The following is an 18,911-nucleotide window of genomic DNA, read 5'->3' on the forward strand; positions in this document are numbered from 1 at the left end:
GGTATCGCTGTTTTTATTTTCCTCAGCCATGAGAATCAACGACGCACAACCACAAGCAGGCTCTAAACGCCGCCGTCGCCGCGTTGGTCGCGGCATTTCTGCTGGCCAGGGTGCTAGCTGCGGTTTCGGTATGCGGGGCCAAAAATCTCGTTCAGGTAGCGGCACTCGACCGGGTTTTGAAGGCGGTCAAATGCCTCTTTACCGGCGCATTCCTAAACTCAAGCACTTTCCTTTGGTCAATCAGAAGGAATACACCATTATCAATGTCAAGGGTCTAGCCGATTTGGCTGCAGGTACCGAAGTATCCCTTGAATCGTTATTAGCAGCTGGCATTTTGACCACCAATGATGGTCCTTTGAAAGTGCTAGGAGACGGCGAGGTGAGCGTTGCTCTTACCGTCAAAGCCGCTGCCTTCACCCAGTCGGCCAAGGACAAAATTGAGCAGGCTGGTGGCACCTGGGAAGTGGTCGCCTAGCGAGATGACTCACCCATCCCTTAGACTAGAGGGGTGGGCGGTATCCATACATTCTATGGCTGCTAACTGTCATCCATGTATTGCTAAACGTAGGGCTGAGGTATTGTTGCATGGTCGTAAGTCGGGGTAAAAATCCCAGCGCACAGGAAACATTCATGCAGATGGCTCAGGCCGCTGGCCTGCGGAGTCGTCTACTGGTGACTCTGGGCTTGCTGGTGTTAGTTAGGCTGGGAATTTTTATTCCGGTGCCAGGGATTGATCGTCAAGCTTTCGCTGCGTCAATTCAGTCGGGGAGCCTGGCGGGCTTTGTGGGCTTTTTAGATATCTTTGTGGGCGGCGGTCTGTCGGCCCTGGGTATCTTTGCTTTAGGGATTCTGCCCTTCATTAACGCCTCAATTATTATGCAGCTGCTGACGGCAGCCCTACCTCAACTGGAGGATTTGCAGAAGAACGAAGGGGAAGCGGGTCGGCGTAAGATTTCTCAAATTACTCGCTACGTAGCTTTAGGCTGGGCAATTTTACAGAGCACTTTGCTAGCCTCTTTTCTGCTTTACCAGTTCGCGCAAGTGCCTGGCCCAGCCTTTGTAGCCCAGACGGTGATTGCTCTGACCACAGGTTCAATGTTTGTGATGTGGGTAGGCGAGTTAATCACCGAACGTGGCATTGGGAACGGTGCTTCGCTGCTGATTTTCTTGAACATTGTCTCAACCCTGCCTCGTTCGTTGGGGCAAACCATTGAGCTGGCTCAGAGTGGCGATCGCGGCCTGGTGGGCGGTGTAATCATCTTGATGCTGGCCTTTTTGGCGATGATTGTGGGCATTGTCTTTGTGCAGGAAGGAACTCGGCGAATCCCGATTATTTCTGCCCGTCGTCAGGTAGGCCGCAAGCTATATCTTGAACAGAGTAATTACCTGCCTTTGCGCCTCAACCAAGGCGGAGTAATGCCGATTATTTTTGCTTCGGCAGTGTTGGTGTTACCCATTTCATTGACTCAGTACATTACCAATCCTGGGTTTAGTCAGTTTGTGAATAACTATCTGAACCCAACTTCTTTGTTCTACGTTTCCCTGTACCTCGTACTCATTCTTTTCTTTAGTTATTTCTACTCGTCTTTGGTAATGAATCCAGACGATGTGTCCCGTAACTTGAAGAAAATGGGAGCTAGTATTCCGGGTATTCGTCCTGGTAAGGCAACAACGGAGTACATCAGCCGGATTTTGAACCGCTTGACCTTCCTTGGGGCTGTTTTCTTGGGTATGGTAGCGGTCGTGCCTAGCGCAGTTGAAAGTTTGACCCGAGTCCAAACGTTTCGAGGATTTGGGGCAACATCTCTGTTAATTCTGGTCGGTGTGGCTATTGATACGGCCAAGCAAATTCAGACCTATGTGATTTCCCAGCGCTACGAAGGGATGGTGAAGCAGTAGTGACTCGATTAATCTTTTTAGGCCCACCTGGAGCAGGCAAGGGCACTCAGGCTGCGCTTTTAGCCAAAGATTGTGAGGTACCTCACATCTCTACCGGAGATATTCTGCGTTCAGCAGTGGCGGCTGGTAGTGAACTGGGTCAGAAGGCCGATCAGTATATGAGCGCTGGGGAGCTGGTGCCCGATGACTTGATCTTGGATTTGATTCAGGAGCGTCTGGGTCAGGACGATGCCCAGAAGGGTTGGCTTCTGGATGGGTTTCCTCGCAATGTGCCTCAGGCAGAGTTCTTGCAGAAGCTGCTCGATCAAATCAGTCAACCGGTTGATTTTGTCGTCAACCTTGATGTCGAGGACGATGTGATTGTGGCCCGCCTGCTCCAGCGGGGTCGTCAAGATGACGAGGAGTCGGTGATTCTCAACCGACTTGAAGTTTATCGTGAGCAAACAGAGCCGCTGATTGATTACTACCGCAGCCGCCAACAGCTAGTTTCGGTAGAGGGTAACCAGACGATGGACGCGGTGTATAGCGATCTAAAGCGTTTGGTAGTGGAGTAGCGGCTGAGGTTATGCTAAAGTTCAGCCTGTTAATTGTGTACTGAGGGAGAGTTCAGCTTGTCTAAGCAAGACCTAATTGAAATGGAGGGCACCATTACTGAATCGTTGCCGAACGCTATGTTTCGAGTCGATTTGGACAATGGGTTCAATGTGCTCGCCCACATTTCTGGAAAAATTCGTCGTAATTACATCAAGATTTTGCCGGGCGATCGCGTCAAGGTAGAGCTTACTCCCTACGATTTGACCAAGGGGCGCATTACCTATCGTCTCCGTAAGAAGTAGCTGCCTAGGCTATAATCGGCTCCAATAATTTGTCGGCCCCTGTACGGAAAATATCTGCACAGGGTAGTTTTGTTTGGACCTGTATAGTTTCAATGGCGATCTCGGCCTCGCTGGCTGTAAGGTGGCCCGTGTTGAGGGCAATGGCCACTACCTTAGCGGGGTGAAACGCGCCTGCGGCTGCCGTGACCTGTTCGTAGAGTTCTACCACGGCAGGGAGATCAGGGATTTTAACCTGAGGGAAGTTTTGAATGTGGGTTTGCCCGGCTCGATGTACCAGCACTAGGTGGGTAGGTTGAGTGCCGCGCAACAGCGGTAGTGTGGCCGTTGAGGCGGGGTTGAGTAGCGATCCTTGTCCTTCTACAAACACAAAGTCGTGGTGAGGGCCATGACGCATTAATTGCTGTTCTACGGCTCCTGATGCGTAGTCAACCCGGACGGCATCTAAGGCTACTCCGTCGTCTCCGAGCATGAGGTTAGTTTGGCCAGTGGCGATTACCTTGGAGCGCAACCCCTGCCGCAGACAGGCCCGATGCAGCTCTAGGGTGGTCGACATTTTGCCGACGGACATATCGGTGCCCACGGTCAAAATGCGCTTGCAGGCTAGCTGGCTGGCTTGACCAGAGCCAACGGTAAGGTCTGCTGGCTCCTGGCGCACGTCCCAAATCCACTGATAGTCTCTGAGCCAGGGCTGGAGATCTGGGTGATTGGCCATCGGGGTGTGAAGACCGTTGACGATGCTGAGACCAGCTTTGACCGCCTGCTCAATTTCTTCAAACCAGGCAGGGGGTAGGTTGCCGCCGGAGGGGGCAATGCCAATCGCCAGCACGTCGGGGGTAAAGGTGAGGGCCTCGGTCAGTGACTTTACTACTGGAATGGGCTGGTCAATGCCAGTGAGGTCGTAGAGCGATCGCCCCGCAGCTTGGTAATCAATCACGGCTACAATGGGCGACTGACTAAAGCGCAGTAGGGCCAACCCCGTCTTGCCCATAGTGCTCTGGGTTCCTTCGTGCATGAGCAGAACGAGGCGGCTATCGGGCTGGAGGTACATAGGTGAGTCCAAGTCCAGGGTGGGGGGTAGGGAGTAAGCGGCCATTGACCAAGCTGAGTCCGGTGAAGGGATCGTCGCGGAGGTTGAGATGGCTGTCGAGGTCGAGATAGTCGGCTAGGGGCGAAAGCTGAGCCATTGCCCCATTGGCTAAACTGCTGTCGGAATAACAGCCAAACATGACTTGCAGGCCGCAGGCCCGAGCGGTATGAATCATTCTCAGCGCTTCTGTCAGTCCGCCAGCTTTCATGAGCTTAATATTAATGCCATCGACGACATGCATTAGGCGCGGAATATCTGCGCTAGTGAAGCAGCTTTCATCGACCAGCACGGGCAGGGGCGAGTGCTGCTTGAGTTCGGCTAGATCACTATCCTGACTGACGGCTAGGGGTTGTTCGAGGTGAGTGACGCGGCGATCGCTGAGCCAGTCGGCCATCTGTTTGGCCTGCGCTAAGCTCCAGCCACCGTTGGCATCAATACTGAGACTAACGGTGGCGGGGGTTTGGTCGTAGATGGCTTGAAACATGGCTTGGTCGGCCTTAATGCCGCTAGGGCTGCCGAGTTTGATTTTAAGGGCCCGGGCGGTGGTTTGCTGTAGCCAATCCTGCGATCGCTGGCGGGCGGCTTCGGGAGATGCAATTCCCACGGTGACTGATGTGGGCTGAATCTGGTTTAGGTCTAGTCCTAGCAGCCGCCAAATCGGCTGTCCTGTATATTTGCCTGCCCAATCCCACAGGGCGACGTCTAGGGCGGCGCGGCTAGCCGATTGGAGCGGGAATGCGGCGATCGCTTTCTCGATCGCCTGGCGTTCGAGAGGATGGAAAGGGGCCAGAACGCTCTGCAACTCAGCCACATCGGCCATCAGCATCGCTAGGGTTTGCTGGTGGGTGCCAATGGAAAAGGGGGCAGCTTCGCCCCAGCCTTCGATGCCCTCGGCGCTGAGTTTGAGCCAGAGATTGGTCGATTGCGCGGTGGTGCCGCGACTGATGGTGAGCGGCACGCGCTTGTGAACCGTGAAGGGCTGGCAAGAAAGCTGCATGGTGGAAGTGGGTAGGGGGCGAGTCAGGCATAGTTGGCACACGTCTGCATCCAAATCACCCCGACTGGCGTACTGATAACGAGTCTTCGCGTTGGAGACCTTGAACCATTTGTGGGATGAAAAGAAGCACTATGTTCAGACAACGAGCTAACCTACGCCATAGTTTAATTGCCCTGGTCACTTGCTTATGTGTGACCGTACTCTATTCTCCGCTGATGGGTCGGGTGCTGGCTCAGACCACGCCGGTAGCGCCTACTGCCGTGGCGGCAGCGCCTTGGTTGGGGGCCACTAGCCATACCTTGACTGTGGGAGAACAGATGGATGCCAACCTGGCGGCGGCGACCGCACCGCTGCTGGCCCAGGGGATGGCAGGCGGCCCAGTGGTCACCTACGTGACGATGCTCAATAGCCAAAGCATTGTTCCCACCGCACCCATGACCCAGGCGCGGGGTGTAGTCGGAGCGGCCCTAGCGGGCAACCGTCTGGTGGTACGGGCCAGTTTTCGAGAGTTGACTAGTGCGCTGCGAGACTATGCCACTGATCCGCTCGATCCGCCCAATCCCAACATTACTTCTGGGTTTCACATTCACCAGGGCGGCCCCAGTGAAAACGGGCCGTTTCAGTATGCTTTAACGGTGACAATGAACCCTAACGGTCTGGGTGGCAGCGCCATGGGCGACTATACGCTCACCCCTGATCAGCTTCAGGCCTTGCAGAACGGCAGGCTGTACGTTGACCTGCACACAACCCGCAACCGGGGCGGTGAGCTACGCGGTATTTTGATGCCTGCCTAGTTGGGGTTCCCCTGATCCCGTTGAGTCGCTATCCGGGGCGACTCAACGGGGTGGCAATAGACAAAAATCATGGCATTGTATAGAAATTGGTTGTGGCATAACTGCGCCCCTGAGCGAAGGTGGGGCTGGTGTCTAAGAAGCCGGCGGATATGGATTTTGATCAATTGACACTGACTGGTGCCGCAACACCTACGGATGCAGATCTCTGGTCAGCCCTAAAGGCAGGACAAAGCAATGCCTTGGGCATTTTGTACGATCGCCACAGCGGGCTAGTCTACGGCATTGCGCTCAAGGTGCTGGGCCAGGCCCAAGAGGCTGAAGACTTGACCCAAGATATTTTTGTCAAGCTGGCTCAGTCAACCCCTTACGACCCCCAACGCGGCTCGTTTCGCACTTTTCTAGCTATTTTGACGCGATCGCGGGCCATTGACCGCCTGCGATCGCGCCAGGTAGCCCGAGCGTCTGTAGAACGCCTTCAGACTAGTCACGTGGCCCCCCCTTCTTATTCGTCTACCCCCGCCGATGTTTTGGCCCAGGCGGAGCGCTCTAAGGCAGTTCAGGCTGCTCTGGCTCAGCTTTCTGACCAGCAGCAGCAGGTTTTGCGTTTGGCCTACTATGAAGGCCTATCCCAGTCCACTATTGCCGAGCAGCTCGAGACGCCTCTGGGTACGGTTAAGACCCACTCGCGGCGGGGCTTGCTCAAGCTGCGGCAACTTCTCCAAGATCGTTGGGGTCACTCGTAAATTATGACCGGGCCAATCTCACCAGAACAACTAGACCATTTACTGGCGGGCTATGTTCTTTACGATCTTAGCCCCGAGGAGATGGCGACCCTGACGGCCCTGCTGGCCGCTGACCCCACGTTGTACCAGGCGATCGCTCGGCTTCAGCAGACCCTGGAGTGGACCTACGAGGGTGAACCCGTCAGCCCGCCTGCGCACTTGAGAGAGGCGGTTTTGCAGGGTGCGATCGCGTCACCCCCCCCAAGTCTGAGTTCTCCTGCACCAGGATGGCGGCCTCGGCGCTGGGCTCGCCTGGGGTGGGTGGCTGCCGCTGCCCTGGTGGCGGCCCTCAGCCTGAGCAATCTAATGCTGTGGCGCACACTTCAGCTAGAGCGGGCCAATCGACCTGGGGAAGAGACCCTAACCATTGCCCTAGGCTCTCCCGAGGCTCCCCTGGCGGGGCAGGCTGAGGTGGTAATTGACCCCTCTACCCTGATGGGTTCGCTCACCGTAGAAAATTTGCCCCCCCTAGAGCCGGGCACGGTCTACGTGCTGTGGACGGTGGTAGACCCTAGCGCTCCGGTGACCCTAGACGATAAAGATGCCATTCTCACTACCGTGTTTACGGTGGATGAGAATGGCCGGGTGACTCAGCCGATTGATCTGCCGCCGGTATACCGGCGCGATCGCGATCTGGTGCGGGCCGTGGCCATTACTCAGGAGCGGGCTGCCGCTCCTCAAGAGCATCGATCGCCCCCGATTTTGATTCAACCGCTCTAGGCAGCGGCCTGGGGTGACAGTGCCTGAGAGAATGTACCGCCTTGGCCCACGGTGGCCCCATTGGCGGGATAATTGGGCTAGGTCTAACGCTAGAGGTGTACGTTGGCTCCATCGGTTCTACCTGCCACCGCATTTATTCATCCCCAGGGGCACAATCGAGCTGCCATTGAGGCAGTGTTTGAGCAGGTGACAGCACACATTCTTGACTATCTGGCTGGGGCGAGCCGCCTGGTCCCTCTGCCCACGGTGAAAGACATTGCCTTTGAGGGAATTCCTGAGCAGCCGACGGCGATCGCGTCTCTGCTAGAATCGCTGCCCAGCCTGATGGCCCAGTCGATGAACCCGGCTCACCCCGGCTATCTGGGGCACATGGACCCTCTGCCCGCTACAGCCTCTCTGCTGGGCGACTGGGTGGCCGCAGCCCTCAACAACAACATGCTGAGTGTGGAGATGTCTCCGGTGCTGTCGCGGCTAGAACCGCTGCTGCTGGCAGATATGGCTCAGCTATTTGGTCTGGGGGCCACGGCGGGCGGGCTGCTGACCAGCGGTGGCAGTCTGGCTAACTTGCAGGCGTTAACCGTGGCCCGCAATGTGAAGCTCGACTGTCTGCAAGCGGGGTTGGCCGGCGGGCCGCCACCGTTGATTTTGGCTTCGGAAATGGCCCACACCTCAATTCAAAAGGCGGCAATGGTGCTGGGGCTGGGGCTGAACGGGGTGGCGCTGGTGCCTACCGATGCCCGTGGCCATATGGATGTGGGTGCCCTAGAGGCTCAGATTCAAAGCGCGATCGCCGGGGGGCAGCGGCCCATTGCCGTGGTGGCCACGGCGGGTACTACCGTCACGGGCAATATTGACCCACTGCCAGAGATTGCCCGAATTGCTCAGGCCTACGACCTGTGGTTCCATGTAGACGCGGCCTACGGGGGGGCGATCGCATTTTCTCCCATCCATCGTCATCAGTTGGCGGGCATTGAGCAGGCCGATTCGATCACCTTTAATCCTCAGAAGTGGCTCTACGTCACCAAGACCTGTGCCTCGGTGCTGTTTCGCGATATGGGGGTGTTGCACAGCCACTTTCGGGTGTCAGCCCCCTACATGAACGTTGAAGCTGACTGGGTCAACCTAGGAGAGTTGTCGGTGCAGGGCACTCGCCACACCGACGTGCTGAAGCTATGGCTTACTCTCCAGCACCTGGGCAAGGCGGGCTGCGCCGAGTTGGTTGAGGCCAGCTATGCTCTGGCCGACCACTGTTTGGCCCAGGTGCGCCAGCGGCCTTACCTAGAACTGGCCACCGACCCCGAGATGAATGTGCTGTGCTTTCGGGGCTGCCCCTCAACGCTGCCACCCGCTGACTGGGATGGTTGGAATATTCGTCTACAGGAGTATCTTTTGCAGCGGCACCAAACCTTTTTATCGGTGCCAAGGTTGCGCGGACAACGGTGGTTAAAAGCAGTGCTGCTCAACCCATTTACTACGGTTGCCCAGCTCAGCGATTTGTTTTTGGCGATCGATCGCTTTGCTGCCGAAGCAGGAGCTTAAGGGGTAGTCAGCTTGTATAGCTGTAGCCAGTCCGGTTAAGACATGTCTCCTAAGAACGTTTGAACGTTCGAACGTTTCTAGGGTTTCTGGATGTTCTAACCCAAGTGACTATGGCTATAAAACCTAAGCTCAACCCTCCCCTATCAGCCTGGATTGGGCAGATTAATAGGTTCGGGGAAACAACAAATAAAGTTATCCACAGATGTCCCAAAATCTGTGGATAACTTGTTGCTGCTCCAAAATAAAATCGTTATTAAGAGTGAAAGCACCCACTCAGTAAGCTCTTGAGAGTTGAAACAAAAAGAAACAATAAAAATTTGCCTGTGGAAAACTCAGGCTGTTTAAGAGCTATTTTAGGAGCGTTTTAGATCAAGCTGCCAGCAAAGACAGCGGCAACCTTGGCCTGACTAAAATCTTGGGTTTTTCATCGTAGAAAAGTAGCTCCAATAGCACTGTTCGTTGGGATACATTTTTAAGGGCTGAGCGACGGTGACCGCCCTGGGATTTCGGCCAGGGGAGTCTAGAATCGGTATGCTAGAGAAGCTCCAGCGTAATGGCCTTGTGCTGCTGCGCTCTAACATTAACTGAGAGATTTTTTAGATGGTTGGAACTCAACTGGCGGCGCGGGACTTTTTTCGGGCAGCCTACGATAACCGCTATACCTGGGATGCCGCTTTCCCGGGCTACACTGCCGATGTCACGTTTACTCACAATGGCCAAATTTATCAGGGCCAGAGCAAAATCACGGCTGATCTTAAGCTTGAGGTCACTGGCATTGCCGATGAATCGGCCCAAAAAATGGTGCATGGGCAGCTGTTTGAGGTGTCTATTCACCGCGTTCGCCGCGAGTTTGAAGCTTCCCACGGCAACAACACCTTTAGTTACGGCAAAACCCTAGAGGATGGTGCCGTGGAAATTTTGATGGGTGGCAAGGCTGAGGGCGATCGCTACGAGATCAAAAATAACGAAGTGTCGATGGTGCACCGCCACATCCACGGTGTGGTTGTTACTATTCACACCTTCAGCAGTCACGACACTGGGGCTGGTTACCTATCGCACCGCTACGACTCGGTCTACCACGATCCCAAAACGGGTGAACAAAAGGGTGGCCTCAGCAACTTTGAAGATGAGTACACCGAGGTGGGGGGCTACTACATTCTCTCTCGCCGCGCGATCGAAACCGCTACCGAGGGCGGTACAGACTCCCAGGAGTTTGTCTTCTCTAATATTGCTCTGCTAGAAGCCTAGGGGCTAGGCCCGCTGGTAACGGTTGGTGCTAACCCGTCTTGCCTCGGCAGGGCGGGTTTTTAATTATTTCGGATGCGTGGGCTTCGCCAGGGGGCGGTGTCAACCGACCAGTGGCAGCCCTTGCAAGCGTGCCCCGTGGAACAGTTACCCCAGTGGTTGGCCGACCGGCGGCAGCAGGGCTACAGCCCGATCGCGCTCGATCGTCAGCCCCAGGCGATTCCCCTGCCCGAGTTTCGTTTTCCTCGCCAGACGGTGCTGGTGCTGGGGCGCGAGTTGACGGGCATTCCCCCAGCGGTGGCCGCCGCCTGTGACCAGGCTGTGGCGATTCCGCAATATGGCCTGGTGCAGTCGCTCAATGTGCAAACGGCGGCGGCTTTGGCCAGCTATGCCTACCTTGGCCAATGGGGCATGGTGGCTGTGCCTTTAGCCCTTACGCCTTTAGAATGAAGGGTGTAGCGTATAGATATTTGGCCTATGCCGCCCCGTTGGCCCCGTAAACCCACCCGTGAAGACCCTGCCTACCGCAAGTTAGAAGACCGGATCAACTTTGCGGTGCATGTGGCGGCCTTTACCGCCGTTAATTCTGGGCTGTGGTTTTTTCATACCCTGAATCCGGCCTGGGTGCCCTGGGCGAGTAAGGTGACCTTGGTTTGGTTGCCCATTTTGGTGGGCAACGCGGTCTATATCTTTGCGATCGCCAATTACTCGCCTACTTCCCTCTCTCCAGCCCCCGACCCTGACCTCAACGGCGAACCCTAGATGGAGAACCTGAGCTATGTCTGATGCCTCTACTGCCCGCGCGATTGAATCTCTAGCTGCGGCCATCGGCGACAAAGTATATCTCGATGTCGCCAAGTGGCACCTATACCTGGGCGATGCCAAGCTGCACACCCCCTTAGCCGAAAAACTCTACCCTCTGGTGGTAGGCGACCAGGTGAGCGAAGCGGCGGTAGCCGATATTCTCGCTAGCACCTCTGTTTCCCTTGGTGGTGGGCAAAAAACGGTTCCTCTGGCCGATCTGATTCCGTCTGCGGGCAAGGCAGATTTGCTAGAGGCGATCGCCGACTATCAGCGCGACCTCTAGCTAGCGCCCCTTGTTTAACGACGTTCGGGGCGCTCCTGGGAGACATCGTCCTCCGGCCAGGGCTCCATGGCATCCACATCAATGGTGGGAATTTTGTCGTCGCGCAGATTTGGCCCCGAGGGTAACCCGGCGGTGGCGTCGGTGACCGCTTCACGCAGCTGGTGGCGCAGATGCCGGGTGCGCTTTTTGACGTTGCCCAGCAGCCCGCCCAGTTTGTCTTGGGCCTCAGCCTGAAGCCTTTGACGGCGATCCTGGGCTTCGGCTCCCAGTTTTTGGCGACCTTCCTGAAACTGCCCCTGGAACTGATCGCGCATGGTTTGGGTGCCCTTGACGGCGGCCTCCCAGCCCTGGCGAGGGTCAGGCATTTTGTCTAAGGGAATGCGATCAAAGGGCGATGATGGCGGCGGCGCGGCTGGGGGTTGCATGCCCGCCCGTACCATGGGTGCCGCCTTGAGGGCGGCAGCTTCGGCCATCATGCGGCGGCGACCAGTGCTAATCACCGCTACCGGATCGAGGCCGTAGAGGCCAGGGGCCAGGTCGCTGGCCTCTACTGGTACAAAGAGGTATTGAAGAATGTTGCCGGTGGTGGGGTCAAAACGATAGTCGACCAGCTGACCCATGCGATCGCCGTGGTCTGACCACAACTCTACTTCCCCCAGGGGCAGGCAATTTTGCAGGTGCTCATCAATGGCCTCGACTTTAGCTCCGGCTTTTACGACCACCCCATCACGCCCAATCGAGCCAATTTGAGGCCACAAAAACCGTCGGTGCTGGCGGGTTAGCAGCCCACCTACGCTACAGCCAACGCCCTGGACCTGGTGGGTGCGGCCATTTACCCAAATTTCGGCAATCGGGCCAAATTCTTCGGCGGTATCGAGGTTGATGGCTAGGCGGTTGAGCAGTTCGCTCTTGAGTATGCCCTGGGGAAAAGACCCTTCCATATCAGCACTCCTATGATCGCGAGCCCCAGGCCAAGCGACGATTGGCCTGAGATGGGGGCTGTCTTTAATGGTAGTCGATCAAAAAATGGGAATTAACCTGATTGGGGTGACTAGGCTCTTTAGCCGCCGATCCTGTCCACGGGTAAAACTGGGGTGGCGCACCGGTAGATTAGACCTGTCGAAAGTTAGAGTCGACGCGATAAACCGGTTGAACTGCTTCCGCCCTGACAATTCCAGGTTAAAGTGAGCATTGATATAGGTGATCTGGGGCGGTGTTATGTCTGAGCAAGCTGGCAATATCTTACTGGTAGACGATGAGCCAGGTCTGCGCGAGGCAGTGCAAGCCTACCTGGAAGACAGTGGCTTTGCGGTGCGATCGGCCAGCAACGCCAAAGAAGGCTGGGATCTCTTGCAGCAGGAGACCCCTGACGTGCTGATCTCCGACATTATGATGCCCCAGGTCGACGGCTATGCCTTCTTGGCCCAGGTGCGCGAAGACATTCGCTTTAAGGGGCTGCCGGTGCTATTTTTGACCGCGCGGGGGATGACCAGCGATCGCATCCAAGGCTACAACGCGGGTTGCGATGCCTACCTATCTAAGCCCTTTGACCCCGAAGAACTGGTGGCAGTGGTCACCAACCTGATGGGTCGCCGGGCGGCTCAAACGGTAGATGCAGGCGACATTCCCGACATTGCCGTCATGGCCCGCCAAATCGAAGAGATTAAGGCCATGCTGAGCCAAAAAGGCGGTATGGCCAAAGTGACTTCAGATATTCGCATCGACCTTACCCCCCGCGAGCAGAGCGTGCTCGACTTAGTGGCCGAAGGCTTGATGAACAAAGAAATTGCCAGTCGTCTAGAGACCAGCGTGCGCAACGTCGAGAAGTACGTCAGCCGTCTGTTTAGTAAAACTGGCACCAACAGCCGCACAGAGCTAGTGCGCTTTGCCTTAGAGCACGGCATGGTCACAACTTAGATAGCGCACCCGACCAAAGTCATCACCCTCAACCCATTAGGGGTGCTTCCGCTCAGTGGCCAGAATCATTCGCCAACAGCCAAATTGGTGAAATTTTAGTAGATTTCACTCGAATAACGTACATCGTTAAGGTTTCCTTCGCTCCTGGTTATGGGGGCGGAGGGATATTTAATTGGCCAGCATCTGGGAGGTTTAGAACTTTGTCAGTAGGTGCTTTATCGAAGGGGTAACCGCAGTACTAGCCAACTAAATGGGCGGCATCTATGGCTGCACAAACGCCAGTCTTGACCATTGGTTATAGATTTAAGCTGCTATCTTGACAGGCTCAGTTCCTGACGTTTACGCTCTATCTAATCGAACAAGTCAGCCTAGTCTATCGGTACTCAGTACCCATAGAGCGGGGGAACCAGTAAAGGGGCTAATCTCCGAGTTCTTATACCCACTAGAGGGTAATCGGAGAAGGACATCTCTCAGTCCTAGCCCGTCAGCTAACCTCGTCGGCATTGAGAGGAGATTGAATCGTCAGCATTTTTAATGCTCGGCTGTTTCAGTGTCCTGAGTCGTGTCACCACGACTTGTTCGCTGTCCATGACCAACCTCTAGGAGGCTATCATGCAGCCCAAGTCACGCACCCGTGCGGCGACCCGTTTGGGACAGCCCAATTCTGCTACAAAATTATTCCATTTTCCTTGGGAAAGGATTGTATTGCCTGCGATCGCATTCCTTGCTGTCGTTGTTCTTTGGTGGGTGATTGCCACCTTCTTTACTACCTTGATGCCGACCCCCTGGCAGGCATTGCAGGATAATCTCGACTATATTGCCAATCCCTTCTTTCGTCGCGGGCCGGGCAATTTGGGCATTGGCTGGCTACTTTTAGCCAGTCTGCGCCGGGTCTTATTAGGGTTTTTGCTGGGCACTGTGGTGGCCATTCCCATCGGCTTTTGGATTGGTCTCTCGCCCAAGGCCATGATGGCAATCAACCCCCTGGTGCAGCTGTTTCGTCCGGTGTCTCCGGTAGCTTGGTTGCCCATTGCCCTGGCGATATTTAACCTGGCCAACCCGTCAGCTATTTTTGTGATTTTTATCACCTCACTGTGGCCCACGGTAATCAATACCGCCCTGGGGGTTGCCAGCGTACCCAAAGATTATTTAGATGTGGCCCAGGTGCTAGAAATGCCCCGCTGGCGACAAATGTACAAAATTATCTGGCCCGCTAGTTTGCCCTACATTTTTACCGGATTACGACTGAGTTTAGGCATTGCCTGGCTGGTGATTGTTGCTGTCGAAATGCTCACGGGCGGTATTGGCATTGGCTTCTTTATCTGGGACGAATGGAACCGACTCAGCCTTAGCTCGGTATTTTTAGCGGTGATTGTGATCGGGCTGACCGGCCTGGTGCTCGACTACGCCATCACCCTGCTACAGCGCTGGGCTACCCACCGCCCCGTCAAAGCGATCTAGTGCTGGCTGACTGACACAATCAATCCCGTAGGGTGGGCACTGCCCACCAACATCTTTAATACTCACAAGCCTGTTTGCGCCGGCTCTTTCGAGTTAGTAAATTCTGCCAAATAGCCCAACCAAGGATTTTTTGGCAGCCCCATGGTGGGTGGTGGGCAGTGCCCACCCTACACGATTGATGGGTTAACGCCAGGGTCTTTTTGCCCGGAAATCTCCCCCTCGTTCTGGCCTTCCCAACACAAACTGCCTCACGTCACAAGGATTAGAGCCATGACTACGATCAATCGGCGATCGCTCCTCCAGGGGGCGGTCGGGTTTACAGCAGGGCTGGCGGCCTCGGCCTGCGGTCAAGCTCTGCGCCAGGGCAGTTCCTTGCCCAGCGGAGCCGCCGCCCAGGCCGCCAACATTGAGCAGGTAGTGAACCCCGCCAGCTTAGAGCGATCGCACATTCGCGTGGGCTACGTGCCGGTGAATGACTGCGCTCCCTTTGCGGTGGCTCAGGCCAAGGGCTTCTTCTACAAGTACGGGCTCAATGTCACCCTCAACCGCGAAGCCAGTTGGGGCACCTCCCGCGATGGCGTGATTTTTGGGCGGCTCGATGCCTCTCCAGTGGTGTCTGGGGCAGTTACCAACGCCCGCATTGGCGCAGAGGGTGCCCGCAGTGCCCCCATGTGCGCGGCCATGACTATTCACCGTCACGGCAATGCCATGACTATGAACTCCGCCATGTGGGAAGCTGGTCTGCGCCCCTGGCGCGAATATGGTGGTGACCTAGAGGCCTTTGGCCGCGACTTTCGCGGCTACTTCGCCGGGCTGTCTCCCGATCGCCGGGTCTGGGCCACGGTGCTGAGTTCGGCCATTTACGAATACTTCATTCGTTACCTGTCGGCGGCGGCGGGGGTAGATCCCCTCCAAGAATTCCGCGTCATCATCATTCCGCCGCCGCAGATGGTGACCAACGTGCGGATTGGGGCAATGCAGGCCTACATGGTGGCCGAGCCCTGGAACACCCGCGCCATCACCGGCAACGAGGGGGTGGGCTTTACCTTTGCCCACGGCAAAGAAGTGTGGCGCGGCCACCCCGACCGGGTGCTGGCGGTGATGGAAGACTTTATTAACGAGAACCCTAATACTTACCGATCGCTGGTTAAGGCCATGCTCGAAGCTTGCCAATACTGCGACGACCCCGCTAACCGTCCCGAAGTAGCGGCAATTATTTCCGATCGCGCCTTTACCGGGGCACCGCCCAAGTTCACCGAGCCAGCCCTAGTCGGCAACTACGATTACGGCGGCTTCGACGGCCAGAGTCGAAAGGTGCAAATGCCCGACAGCACCATTTTCTTTGACCTGCCCGACGATCTGCCCCAGCCCGCTGGCGACCATTCCACCTTTTTGTGGCAGTCGCAGTCGATCTGGTTGATGACCCAGGCTGCTCGCTGGGGGCAAATTCCTGAATTTCCGGCTGATGCCGAGGCCAAGGCCCGCCAGGGGTGGCGTACCGATCTCTACCGCGAAATTGCTGCTGAGTTGGGCATTGCCTGCCCAGCAGACGACCACAAGGTGGAGCCAGGGGAGGTGTTTATCGATGGCGTGGCCTACGACCCCAGCGACCCGGTGGGCTATTTGAATGGGTTTGAGATTCGGGCGAAGAAGCCGCAGAAGATCTTTTTGGGGTGAGTCGGAAACATTAGGACGTTAACACGTTGGCACGTTGAACCGTTGACAAGTTGAAATGTTCTGGCCTTCCAACCTTCCAACCCTCAAACCTTTCAACGTTCAAACGTTCACACCTTCCAACATTCTTCCCTTGCCTAAATACACTACTCAGGAGAAAGTCATGGTTAAGTCAAATCAACACTCCCAATATGCGGATCAACGGCAGGTTGAGTTTGAAACCGATTTTCTAGTCATTCAAGACTTGATAAAAGCTTACCCCAGCGGCAGCAGTAACCAGACTGTCGTGCTGGATGAGATCAACCTTACGGTAGGGGCCAACGAGTTTATTGCCATCATTGGCCATTCGGGCTGCGGCAAATCAACGCTGCTGAAGATCGTGGGGGGGCTAGAGCAGGCTACTTCAGGGGAGGTATTTTTAGAAGGAAAACCGATCAAAAAGCCGGGGGCCGATCGCATGATGGTGTTTCAGCAGTATTCACTGCTGCCCTGGCTGACAGTACGCGAAAACGTGCGACTGGCGGTGGATGAGGTGTGCGATCGCCTCTCTCCCCGCGATCGCAGCGATCTGGTAGACGAACATCTGGCTATGGTCAACCTCACCGCCGCTGCCGCCAAATACCCCGATGAACTCTCGGGCGGTATGAAACAGCGGGTGGGCATTGCCCGCGCCCTGGCCATTCGCCCCAAAATGCTGCTGATGGACGAGCCCTTTGGAGCCCTTGACGCCCTCACCCGCAGTCGCCTACAGCGCCAGGTGCTCGACATCTGGGAGCGCAATCCCCAGGCGGTGATGATGATCACCCACGACGTGGACGAAGCTATCTATATGGCCGATCGTATTGTGATGATGACCAACGGCCCCAACGCTCATATTGGCGAAATTTTAACGGTGCCCTTTGCTCACCCGCGCGATCGGGCCGCCCTGCGCGAGTCGCGGGAGTACTATGACCTGCGCAACCACGCCCTGGGGTTCCTCGACAGCTACTTTGAGCAAATGGCGGGTTAGTTTTGAGCTTAGCCCCTCGGTCTGTAGGGAAAGGCCCAAAATTCTAGGGGCTGAGTTGCTAAACAGTCTGCGGGATGAGGGCGATCGCGATGCGATCGCCTTGGGCGGCTATAAGTATTTCTAAATATGGACGTTGCTCACTACAAAAAGAGACTTCCAATATACTTTTCTAGACTGTGCTAGACCCATAAACTAGCCTATAGATTGGCTCAGTCTTGTAACTATTAATACCTTCAAGTCACCCTAAACTGAGGGTGGATCTAGCTCAATCAGTTGGTCGTTAAATGTAACCTTTGGTTTGACACTTTTTGGCCTTAGCGCTTACAATGAAAAGAATCGAACAAGTCAGCCTAGTCTATCGGTACTTAGTACCCATAGAGCGGGGGAACCAGTAAAGGGGCTAATCTCCGAGTTCTAAATACCCAAATGAGGGTAATCGGAGAAGGACATCTCTCAGTCCTAGCCCGTCAGCTAACCTCGTCGGCATTGAGAGGAGATTGAATCGTCAGCATTTTTAATGCTCGGCTGTTTCAGTGTCCTAAGTCGTGTCACCACGGCTTGTTCGCTGTCCATGAATAGCCTCTAGGAGGGGTCTCATGCAGCCTAAGTCACTGTCAAATGCTCCTGCCCTCAGGCTAGGAGCGCACCTTATGCGATCGCCATCCGGTGATGGCAGATCGACCCTTAAACCCATGCTCATGCGCTTAGAAACCGCTCTGGGCTGCGAGGGGTCGACGCAAAAAATGCTGCTGCTGTCTAAGCCAAAGCCCACCACGGCAAAGCCTAACGCTGAGGTCTGTGAATTAGAGGCTCAAACCATCAACTTTGTGGTGGGCTACAGCGGTTCTACCAACAGCCAGGGGGCACTGGATATTGCCCTGTGGATGGCTCACCAAACTCGATTGGTTAGGCCCCAGAGGGTGGTAGTACATGTAGTGTATGTGGTCGATAAAACCCGACCTAAAACCATTGCCAATGCCGATCGCGTTCTCTGGCAGGCCCGCTGTTTGGCCAGCGAATGGCGTGGGTCGCTCAATGCTCACCTGCGCGTTGGTGAAGTCGCAACCGAACTCAGCCAGGTAGCCGAAGAACTGCAAGCCGAGGTGCTGCTAGTGGGCTGTCAAACGACCAATCATAGGCTGGTGAAACAGTTGGCCCATCAAACACCCTGCTCAGTCTTGGGATTACCCCAATAGGGTAAAGCCATAGCATTAAACTCACCCAACCCTCGATTCACTTAAGGGGTAGCTGTTGTAAGCCTAGATAGAGTTTCACAGTTCCGTATCGGTGAAAATCTATCCTCGGCTTGAGAAAAGTCCTAAACCTGTCTATCAAGGAGCTTTCCCATGGCTGATCAAAAAATTCTCGTTGCTCTCGATCAAACGTCGGCGTCTAATCTCGCCTTTGACTACGCTCTAAAGCTAGCTCAATCTAATCAGAGCCAAATCCGGTTGGTTTACTGTCTGACAGTAAACCCCTATGAAAATCTAGGAGCAATGATTGATGCTGGGGTTGGATTGCACAGTTCTACTGAGGTGCAGCAGAAGGAAGAGGCCGCTCACCTACAGCGTGCTCAGGAGGCTCACATGTGGTTAGAACAACTGCGAATTGCGGCTTTAGATTGCGGTATTGAAGCTGATTTTATCTGTGAAACTGCTGACCCCAGTAGGTTTATTTGCCAGGTGGCTGACGACTGGAATGCCGATCTAGTTGTGGTTGGCAATAGCGGTAAAGAGGGGTTGAAGAAACTGATTTTGGGTAGTGTTAGTCAGTATGTGGCCAATCACGCCCCCTGCAAAGTTGTAGTGGTGCCCAGTGACCACAGTTCAGAAGTTGAGTTTTCTACACACCTCATTTCTTGACA

Annotated in this window: 21 protein-coding genes and 2 riboswitches; of the genes, 18 read left to right on the forward strand and 3 right to left on the reverse strand. The window is 55.4% G+C overall.

The features are described from left to right. The first annotated feature begins 28 nt into the window (after window positions 1-28). From rplO to infA, 4 genes are all read left to right on the forward strand, one after another. Entirely contained in the window at window positions 29-475 is a 447-nt protein-coding gene (gene rplO / locus RRF56_RS21785; RefSeq protein ID WP_317035248.1) for a 50S ribosomal protein L15, read from the forward strand. 110 nt (window positions 476-585) lie between these two features. After that, window positions 586-1,899 carry a preprotein translocase subunit SecY gene (secY, locus tag RRF56_RS21790; RefSeq protein WP_410510505.1) on the forward strand — a complete coding sequence of 438 codons (1,314 nt, stop codon included), beginning with the start codon at window positions 586-588 and terminating at the stop codon, window positions 1,897-1,899. Continuing rightward, entirely contained in the window at window positions 1,899-2,453 is a 555-nt protein-coding gene (locus RRF56_RS21795; protein WP_317035250.1) for an adenylate kinase, read from the forward strand. Before secY ends, RRF56_RS21795 begins: the two co-directional genes overlap by 1 nt. 57 nt (window positions 2,454-2,510) lie before the next feature. Then, on the forward strand, window positions 2,511-2,735 hold the full coding sequence (gene infA / locus RRF56_RS21800; RefSeq protein ID WP_017297627.1) for a translation initiation factor IF-1: 225 nt from the start codon (window positions 2,511-2,513) through the stop codon (window positions 2,733-2,735). Between the two features lie 4 nt (window positions 2,736-2,739). Here infA and RRF56_RS21805 read toward each other — a convergent pair whose 3' ends face one another. Together RRF56_RS21805 and RRF56_RS21810 are read right to left on the reverse strand one after the other, a co-directional pair. Continuing rightward, window positions 2,740-3,783, reverse strand: coding sequence for a DUF1611 domain-containing protein (locus RRF56_RS21805; RefSeq protein ID WP_317035251.1), 1,044 nt, complete (start codon window positions 3,781-3,783; stop codon window positions 2,740-2,742). After that, window positions 3,764-4,819 carry a dipeptide epimerase gene (locus RRF56_RS21810; RefSeq protein ID WP_317035252.1) on the reverse strand — a complete coding sequence of 352 codons (1,056 nt, stop codon included), beginning with the start codon at window positions 4,817-4,819 and terminating at the stop codon, window positions 3,764-3,766. Before RRF56_RS21810 ends, RRF56_RS21805 begins: the two co-directional genes overlap by 20 nt. A gap of 131 nt (window positions 4,820-4,950) precedes the next feature. Between RRF56_RS21810 and RRF56_RS21815 the strand changes: the two genes are divergently transcribed. The 8 genes from RRF56_RS21815 to RRF56_RS21850 all read left to right on the forward strand — a co-directional run bounded on the left by RRF56_RS21815 (window position 4,951) and on the right by RRF56_RS21850 (window position 10,986). Beyond that, window positions 4,951-5,613: a CHRD domain-containing protein gene (locus tag RRF56_RS21815; RefSeq protein WP_317035253.1), complete on the forward strand. Its 663-nt coding sequence runs from the start codon at window positions 4,951-4,953 to the stop codon at window positions 5,611-5,613. A gap of 149 nt (window positions 5,614-5,762) precedes the next feature. Then, window positions 5,763-6,356, forward strand: a complete 594-nt coding sequence (locus tag RRF56_RS21820; RefSeq protein WP_317035254.1) for a sigma-70 family RNA polymerase sigma factor — start codon at window positions 5,763-5,765, stop codon at window positions 6,354-6,356. 3 nt (window positions 6,357-6,359) lie between these two features. Beyond that, window positions 6,360-7,115, forward strand: coding sequence for an anti-sigma factor (locus RRF56_RS21825; RefSeq protein WP_317035255.1), 756 nt, complete (start codon window positions 6,360-6,362; stop codon window positions 7,113-7,115). A 102-nt stretch (window positions 7,116-7,217) separates the two neighbouring features. Further along, window positions 7,218-8,654: an aspartate aminotransferase family protein gene (locus RRF56_RS21830; RefSeq protein ID WP_317035256.1), complete on the forward strand. Its 1,437-nt coding sequence runs from the start codon at window positions 7,218-7,220 to the stop codon at window positions 8,652-8,654. Window positions 8,655-9,254: 600 nt separating this feature from the next. Then, a complete protein-coding gene (locus RRF56_RS21835) occupies window positions 9,255-9,902 on the forward strand; it encodes a DUF3386 domain-containing protein (protein ID WP_317035257.1) in 648 nt (215 codons plus the stop codon). Between the two features lie 72 nt (window positions 9,903-9,974). After that, window positions 9,975-10,349: a TrmH family RNA methyltransferase gene (locus tag RRF56_RS21840; RefSeq protein ID WP_317035258.1), complete on the forward strand. Its 375-nt coding sequence runs from the start codon at window positions 9,975-9,977 to the stop codon at window positions 10,347-10,349. 27 nt (window positions 10,350-10,376) lie between these two features. Then, on the forward strand, window positions 10,377-10,661 hold the full coding sequence (locus RRF56_RS21845; RefSeq protein WP_317035259.1) for a 2TM domain-containing protein: 285 nt from the start codon (window positions 10,377-10,379) through the stop codon (window positions 10,659-10,661). 16 nt (window positions 10,662-10,677) lie between these two features. Next, the gene (locus RRF56_RS21850; protein ID WP_317035260.1) at window positions 10,678-10,986 is read left to right on the forward strand and encodes a DUF3181 family protein; all 309 of its coding nucleotides are present in this window, start codon (window positions 10,678-10,680) and stop codon (window positions 10,984-10,986) included. Between the two features lie 14 nt (window positions 10,987-11,000). On the opposite strand, the gene RRF56_RS21855 is transcribed toward RRF56_RS21850, so the two are convergent. Further along, on the reverse strand, window positions 11,001-11,927 hold the full coding sequence (locus RRF56_RS21855; RefSeq protein ID WP_317035261.1) for a hypothetical protein: 927 nt from the start codon (window positions 11,925-11,927) through the stop codon (window positions 11,001-11,003). Window positions 11,928-12,204: 277 nt separating this feature from the next. On the opposite strand from RRF56_RS21855, the gene RRF56_RS21860 reads away from it, so the two are divergent. The 6 genes from RRF56_RS21860 (at window position 12,205) to RRF56_RS21885 (ending at window position 18,909) form a co-directional block, all read left to right on the forward strand. Continuing rightward, window positions 12,205-12,903, forward strand: a complete 699-nt coding sequence (locus RRF56_RS21860) for a response regulator transcription factor (protein WP_317035262.1) — start codon at window positions 12,205-12,207, stop codon at window positions 12,901-12,903. A gap of 355 nt (window positions 12,904-13,258) precedes the next feature. After that, window positions 13,259-13,421: riboswitch (cyclic di-AMP (ydaO/yuaA leader) on the forward strand. Between the two features lie 94 nt (window positions 13,422-13,515). Then, window positions 13,516-14,364, forward strand: a complete 849-nt coding sequence (gene ntrB / locus RRF56_RS21865; RefSeq protein ID WP_317035263.1) for a nitrate ABC transporter permease — start codon at window positions 13,516-13,518, stop codon at window positions 14,362-14,364. A gap of 270 nt (window positions 14,365-14,634) precedes the next feature. Next, on the forward strand, window positions 14,635-16,041 hold the full coding sequence (locus RRF56_RS21870; RefSeq protein WP_317035264.1) for an ABC transporter substrate-binding protein: 1,407 nt from the start codon (window positions 14,635-14,637) through the stop codon (window positions 16,039-16,041). Window positions 16,042-16,201: 160 nt separating this feature from the next. Continuing rightward, a complete protein-coding gene (locus RRF56_RS21875; RefSeq protein ID WP_317035265.1) occupies window positions 16,202-17,047 on the forward strand; it encodes an ABC transporter ATP-binding protein in 846 nt (281 codons plus the stop codon). Between the two features lie 337 nt (window positions 17,048-17,384). Next, a riboswitch (cyclic di-AMP (ydaO/yuaA leader) is annotated at window positions 17,385-17,548 on the forward strand. Window positions 17,549-17,739: 191 nt separating this feature from the next. Beyond that, window positions 17,740-18,243: a universal stress protein gene (locus RRF56_RS21880; protein ID WP_317035266.1), complete on the forward strand. Its 504-nt coding sequence runs from the start codon at window positions 17,740-17,742 to the stop codon at window positions 18,241-18,243. A gap of 150 nt (window positions 18,244-18,393) precedes the next feature. After that, window positions 18,394-18,909 carry a universal stress protein gene (locus RRF56_RS21885; RefSeq protein ID WP_317035267.1) on the forward strand — a complete coding sequence of 172 codons (516 nt, stop codon included), beginning with the start codon at window positions 18,394-18,396 and terminating at the stop codon, window positions 18,907-18,909. The last annotated feature ends 2 nt before the right edge of the window (window positions 18,910-18,911 follow it).

Origin of the sequence: Nodosilinea sp. E11, assembly GCF_032813545.1 — a bacterium.
GTDB lineage: Bacteria > Cyanobacteriota > Cyanobacteriia > Phormidesmidales > Phormidesmidaceae > Nodosilinea.

What these genes read in the sequence shown, in the direction of transcription:
- rplO (WP_317035248.1), top strand. Translation starts at nt 29, where the DNA reads ATGAGAATCAACGACGCACAACCACAAGCAGGCTCTAAACGCCGCCGT.
- secY (WP_410510505.1), top strand. Translation starts at nt 586, where the DNA reads ATGGTCGTAAGTCGGGGTAAAAATCCCAGCGCACAGGAAACATTCATG.
- RRF56_RS21810 (WP_317035252.1), bottom strand. Translation starts at nt 4,819, where the DNA reads ATGCAGCTTTCTTGCCAGCCCTTCACGGTTCACAAGCGCGTGCCGCTC.
- RRF56_RS21820 (WP_317035254.1), top strand. Translation starts at nt 5,763, where the DNA reads ATGGATTTTGATCAATTGACACTGACTGGTGCCGCAACACCTACGGAT.
- RRF56_RS21850 (WP_317035260.1), top strand. Translation starts at nt 10,678, where the DNA reads ATGTCTGATGCCTCTACTGCCCGCGCGATTGAATCTCTAGCTGCGGCC.
- RRF56_RS21885 (WP_317035267.1), top strand. Translation starts at nt 18,394, where the DNA reads ATGGCTGATCAAAAAATTCTCGTTGCTCTCGATCAAACGTCGGCGTCT.
- RRF56_RS21845 (WP_317035259.1), top strand. Translation starts at nt 10,377, where the DNA reads ATGCCGCCCCGTTGGCCCCGTAAACCCACCCGTGAAGACCCTGCCTAC.
- RRF56_RS21880 (WP_317035266.1), top strand. Translation starts at nt 17,740, where the DNA reads ATGCTCATGCGCTTAGAAACCGCTCTGGGCTGCGAGGGGTCGACGCAA.
- RRF56_RS21835 (WP_317035257.1), top strand. Translation starts at nt 9,255, where the DNA reads ATGGTTGGAACTCAACTGGCGGCGCGGGACTTTTTTCGGGCAGCCTAC.
- RRF56_RS21840 (WP_317035258.1), top strand. Translation starts at nt 9,975, where the DNA reads ATGCGTGGGCTTCGCCAGGGGGCGGTGTCAACCGACCAGTGGCAGCCC.
- RRF56_RS21805 (WP_317035251.1), bottom strand. Translation starts at nt 3,783, where the DNA reads ATGTACCTCCAGCCCGATAGCCGCCTCGTTCTGCTCATGCACGAAGGA.
- RRF56_RS21825 (WP_317035255.1), top strand. Translation starts at nt 6,360, where the DNA reads ATGACCGGGCCAATCTCACCAGAACAACTAGACCATTTACTGGCGGGC.
- RRF56_RS21855 (WP_317035261.1), bottom strand. Translation starts at nt 11,927, where the DNA reads ATGGAAGGGTCTTTTCCCCAGGGCATACTCAAGAGCGAACTGCTCAAC.
- ntrB (WP_317035263.1), top strand. Translation starts at nt 13,516, where the DNA reads ATGCAGCCCAAGTCACGCACCCGTGCGGCGACCCGTTTGGGACAGCCC.
- RRF56_RS21860 (WP_317035262.1), top strand. Translation starts at nt 12,205, where the DNA reads ATGTCTGAGCAAGCTGGCAATATCTTACTGGTAGACGATGAGCCAGGT.
- RRF56_RS21875 (WP_317035265.1), top strand. Translation starts at nt 16,202, where the DNA reads ATGGTTAAGTCAAATCAACACTCCCAATATGCGGATCAACGGCAGGTT.
- RRF56_RS21815 (WP_317035253.1), top strand. Translation starts at nt 4,951, where the DNA reads ATGTTCAGACAACGAGCTAACCTACGCCATAGTTTAATTGCCCTGGTC.
- RRF56_RS21870 (WP_317035264.1), top strand. Translation starts at nt 14,635, where the DNA reads ATGACTACGATCAATCGGCGATCGCTCCTCCAGGGGGCGGTCGGGTTT.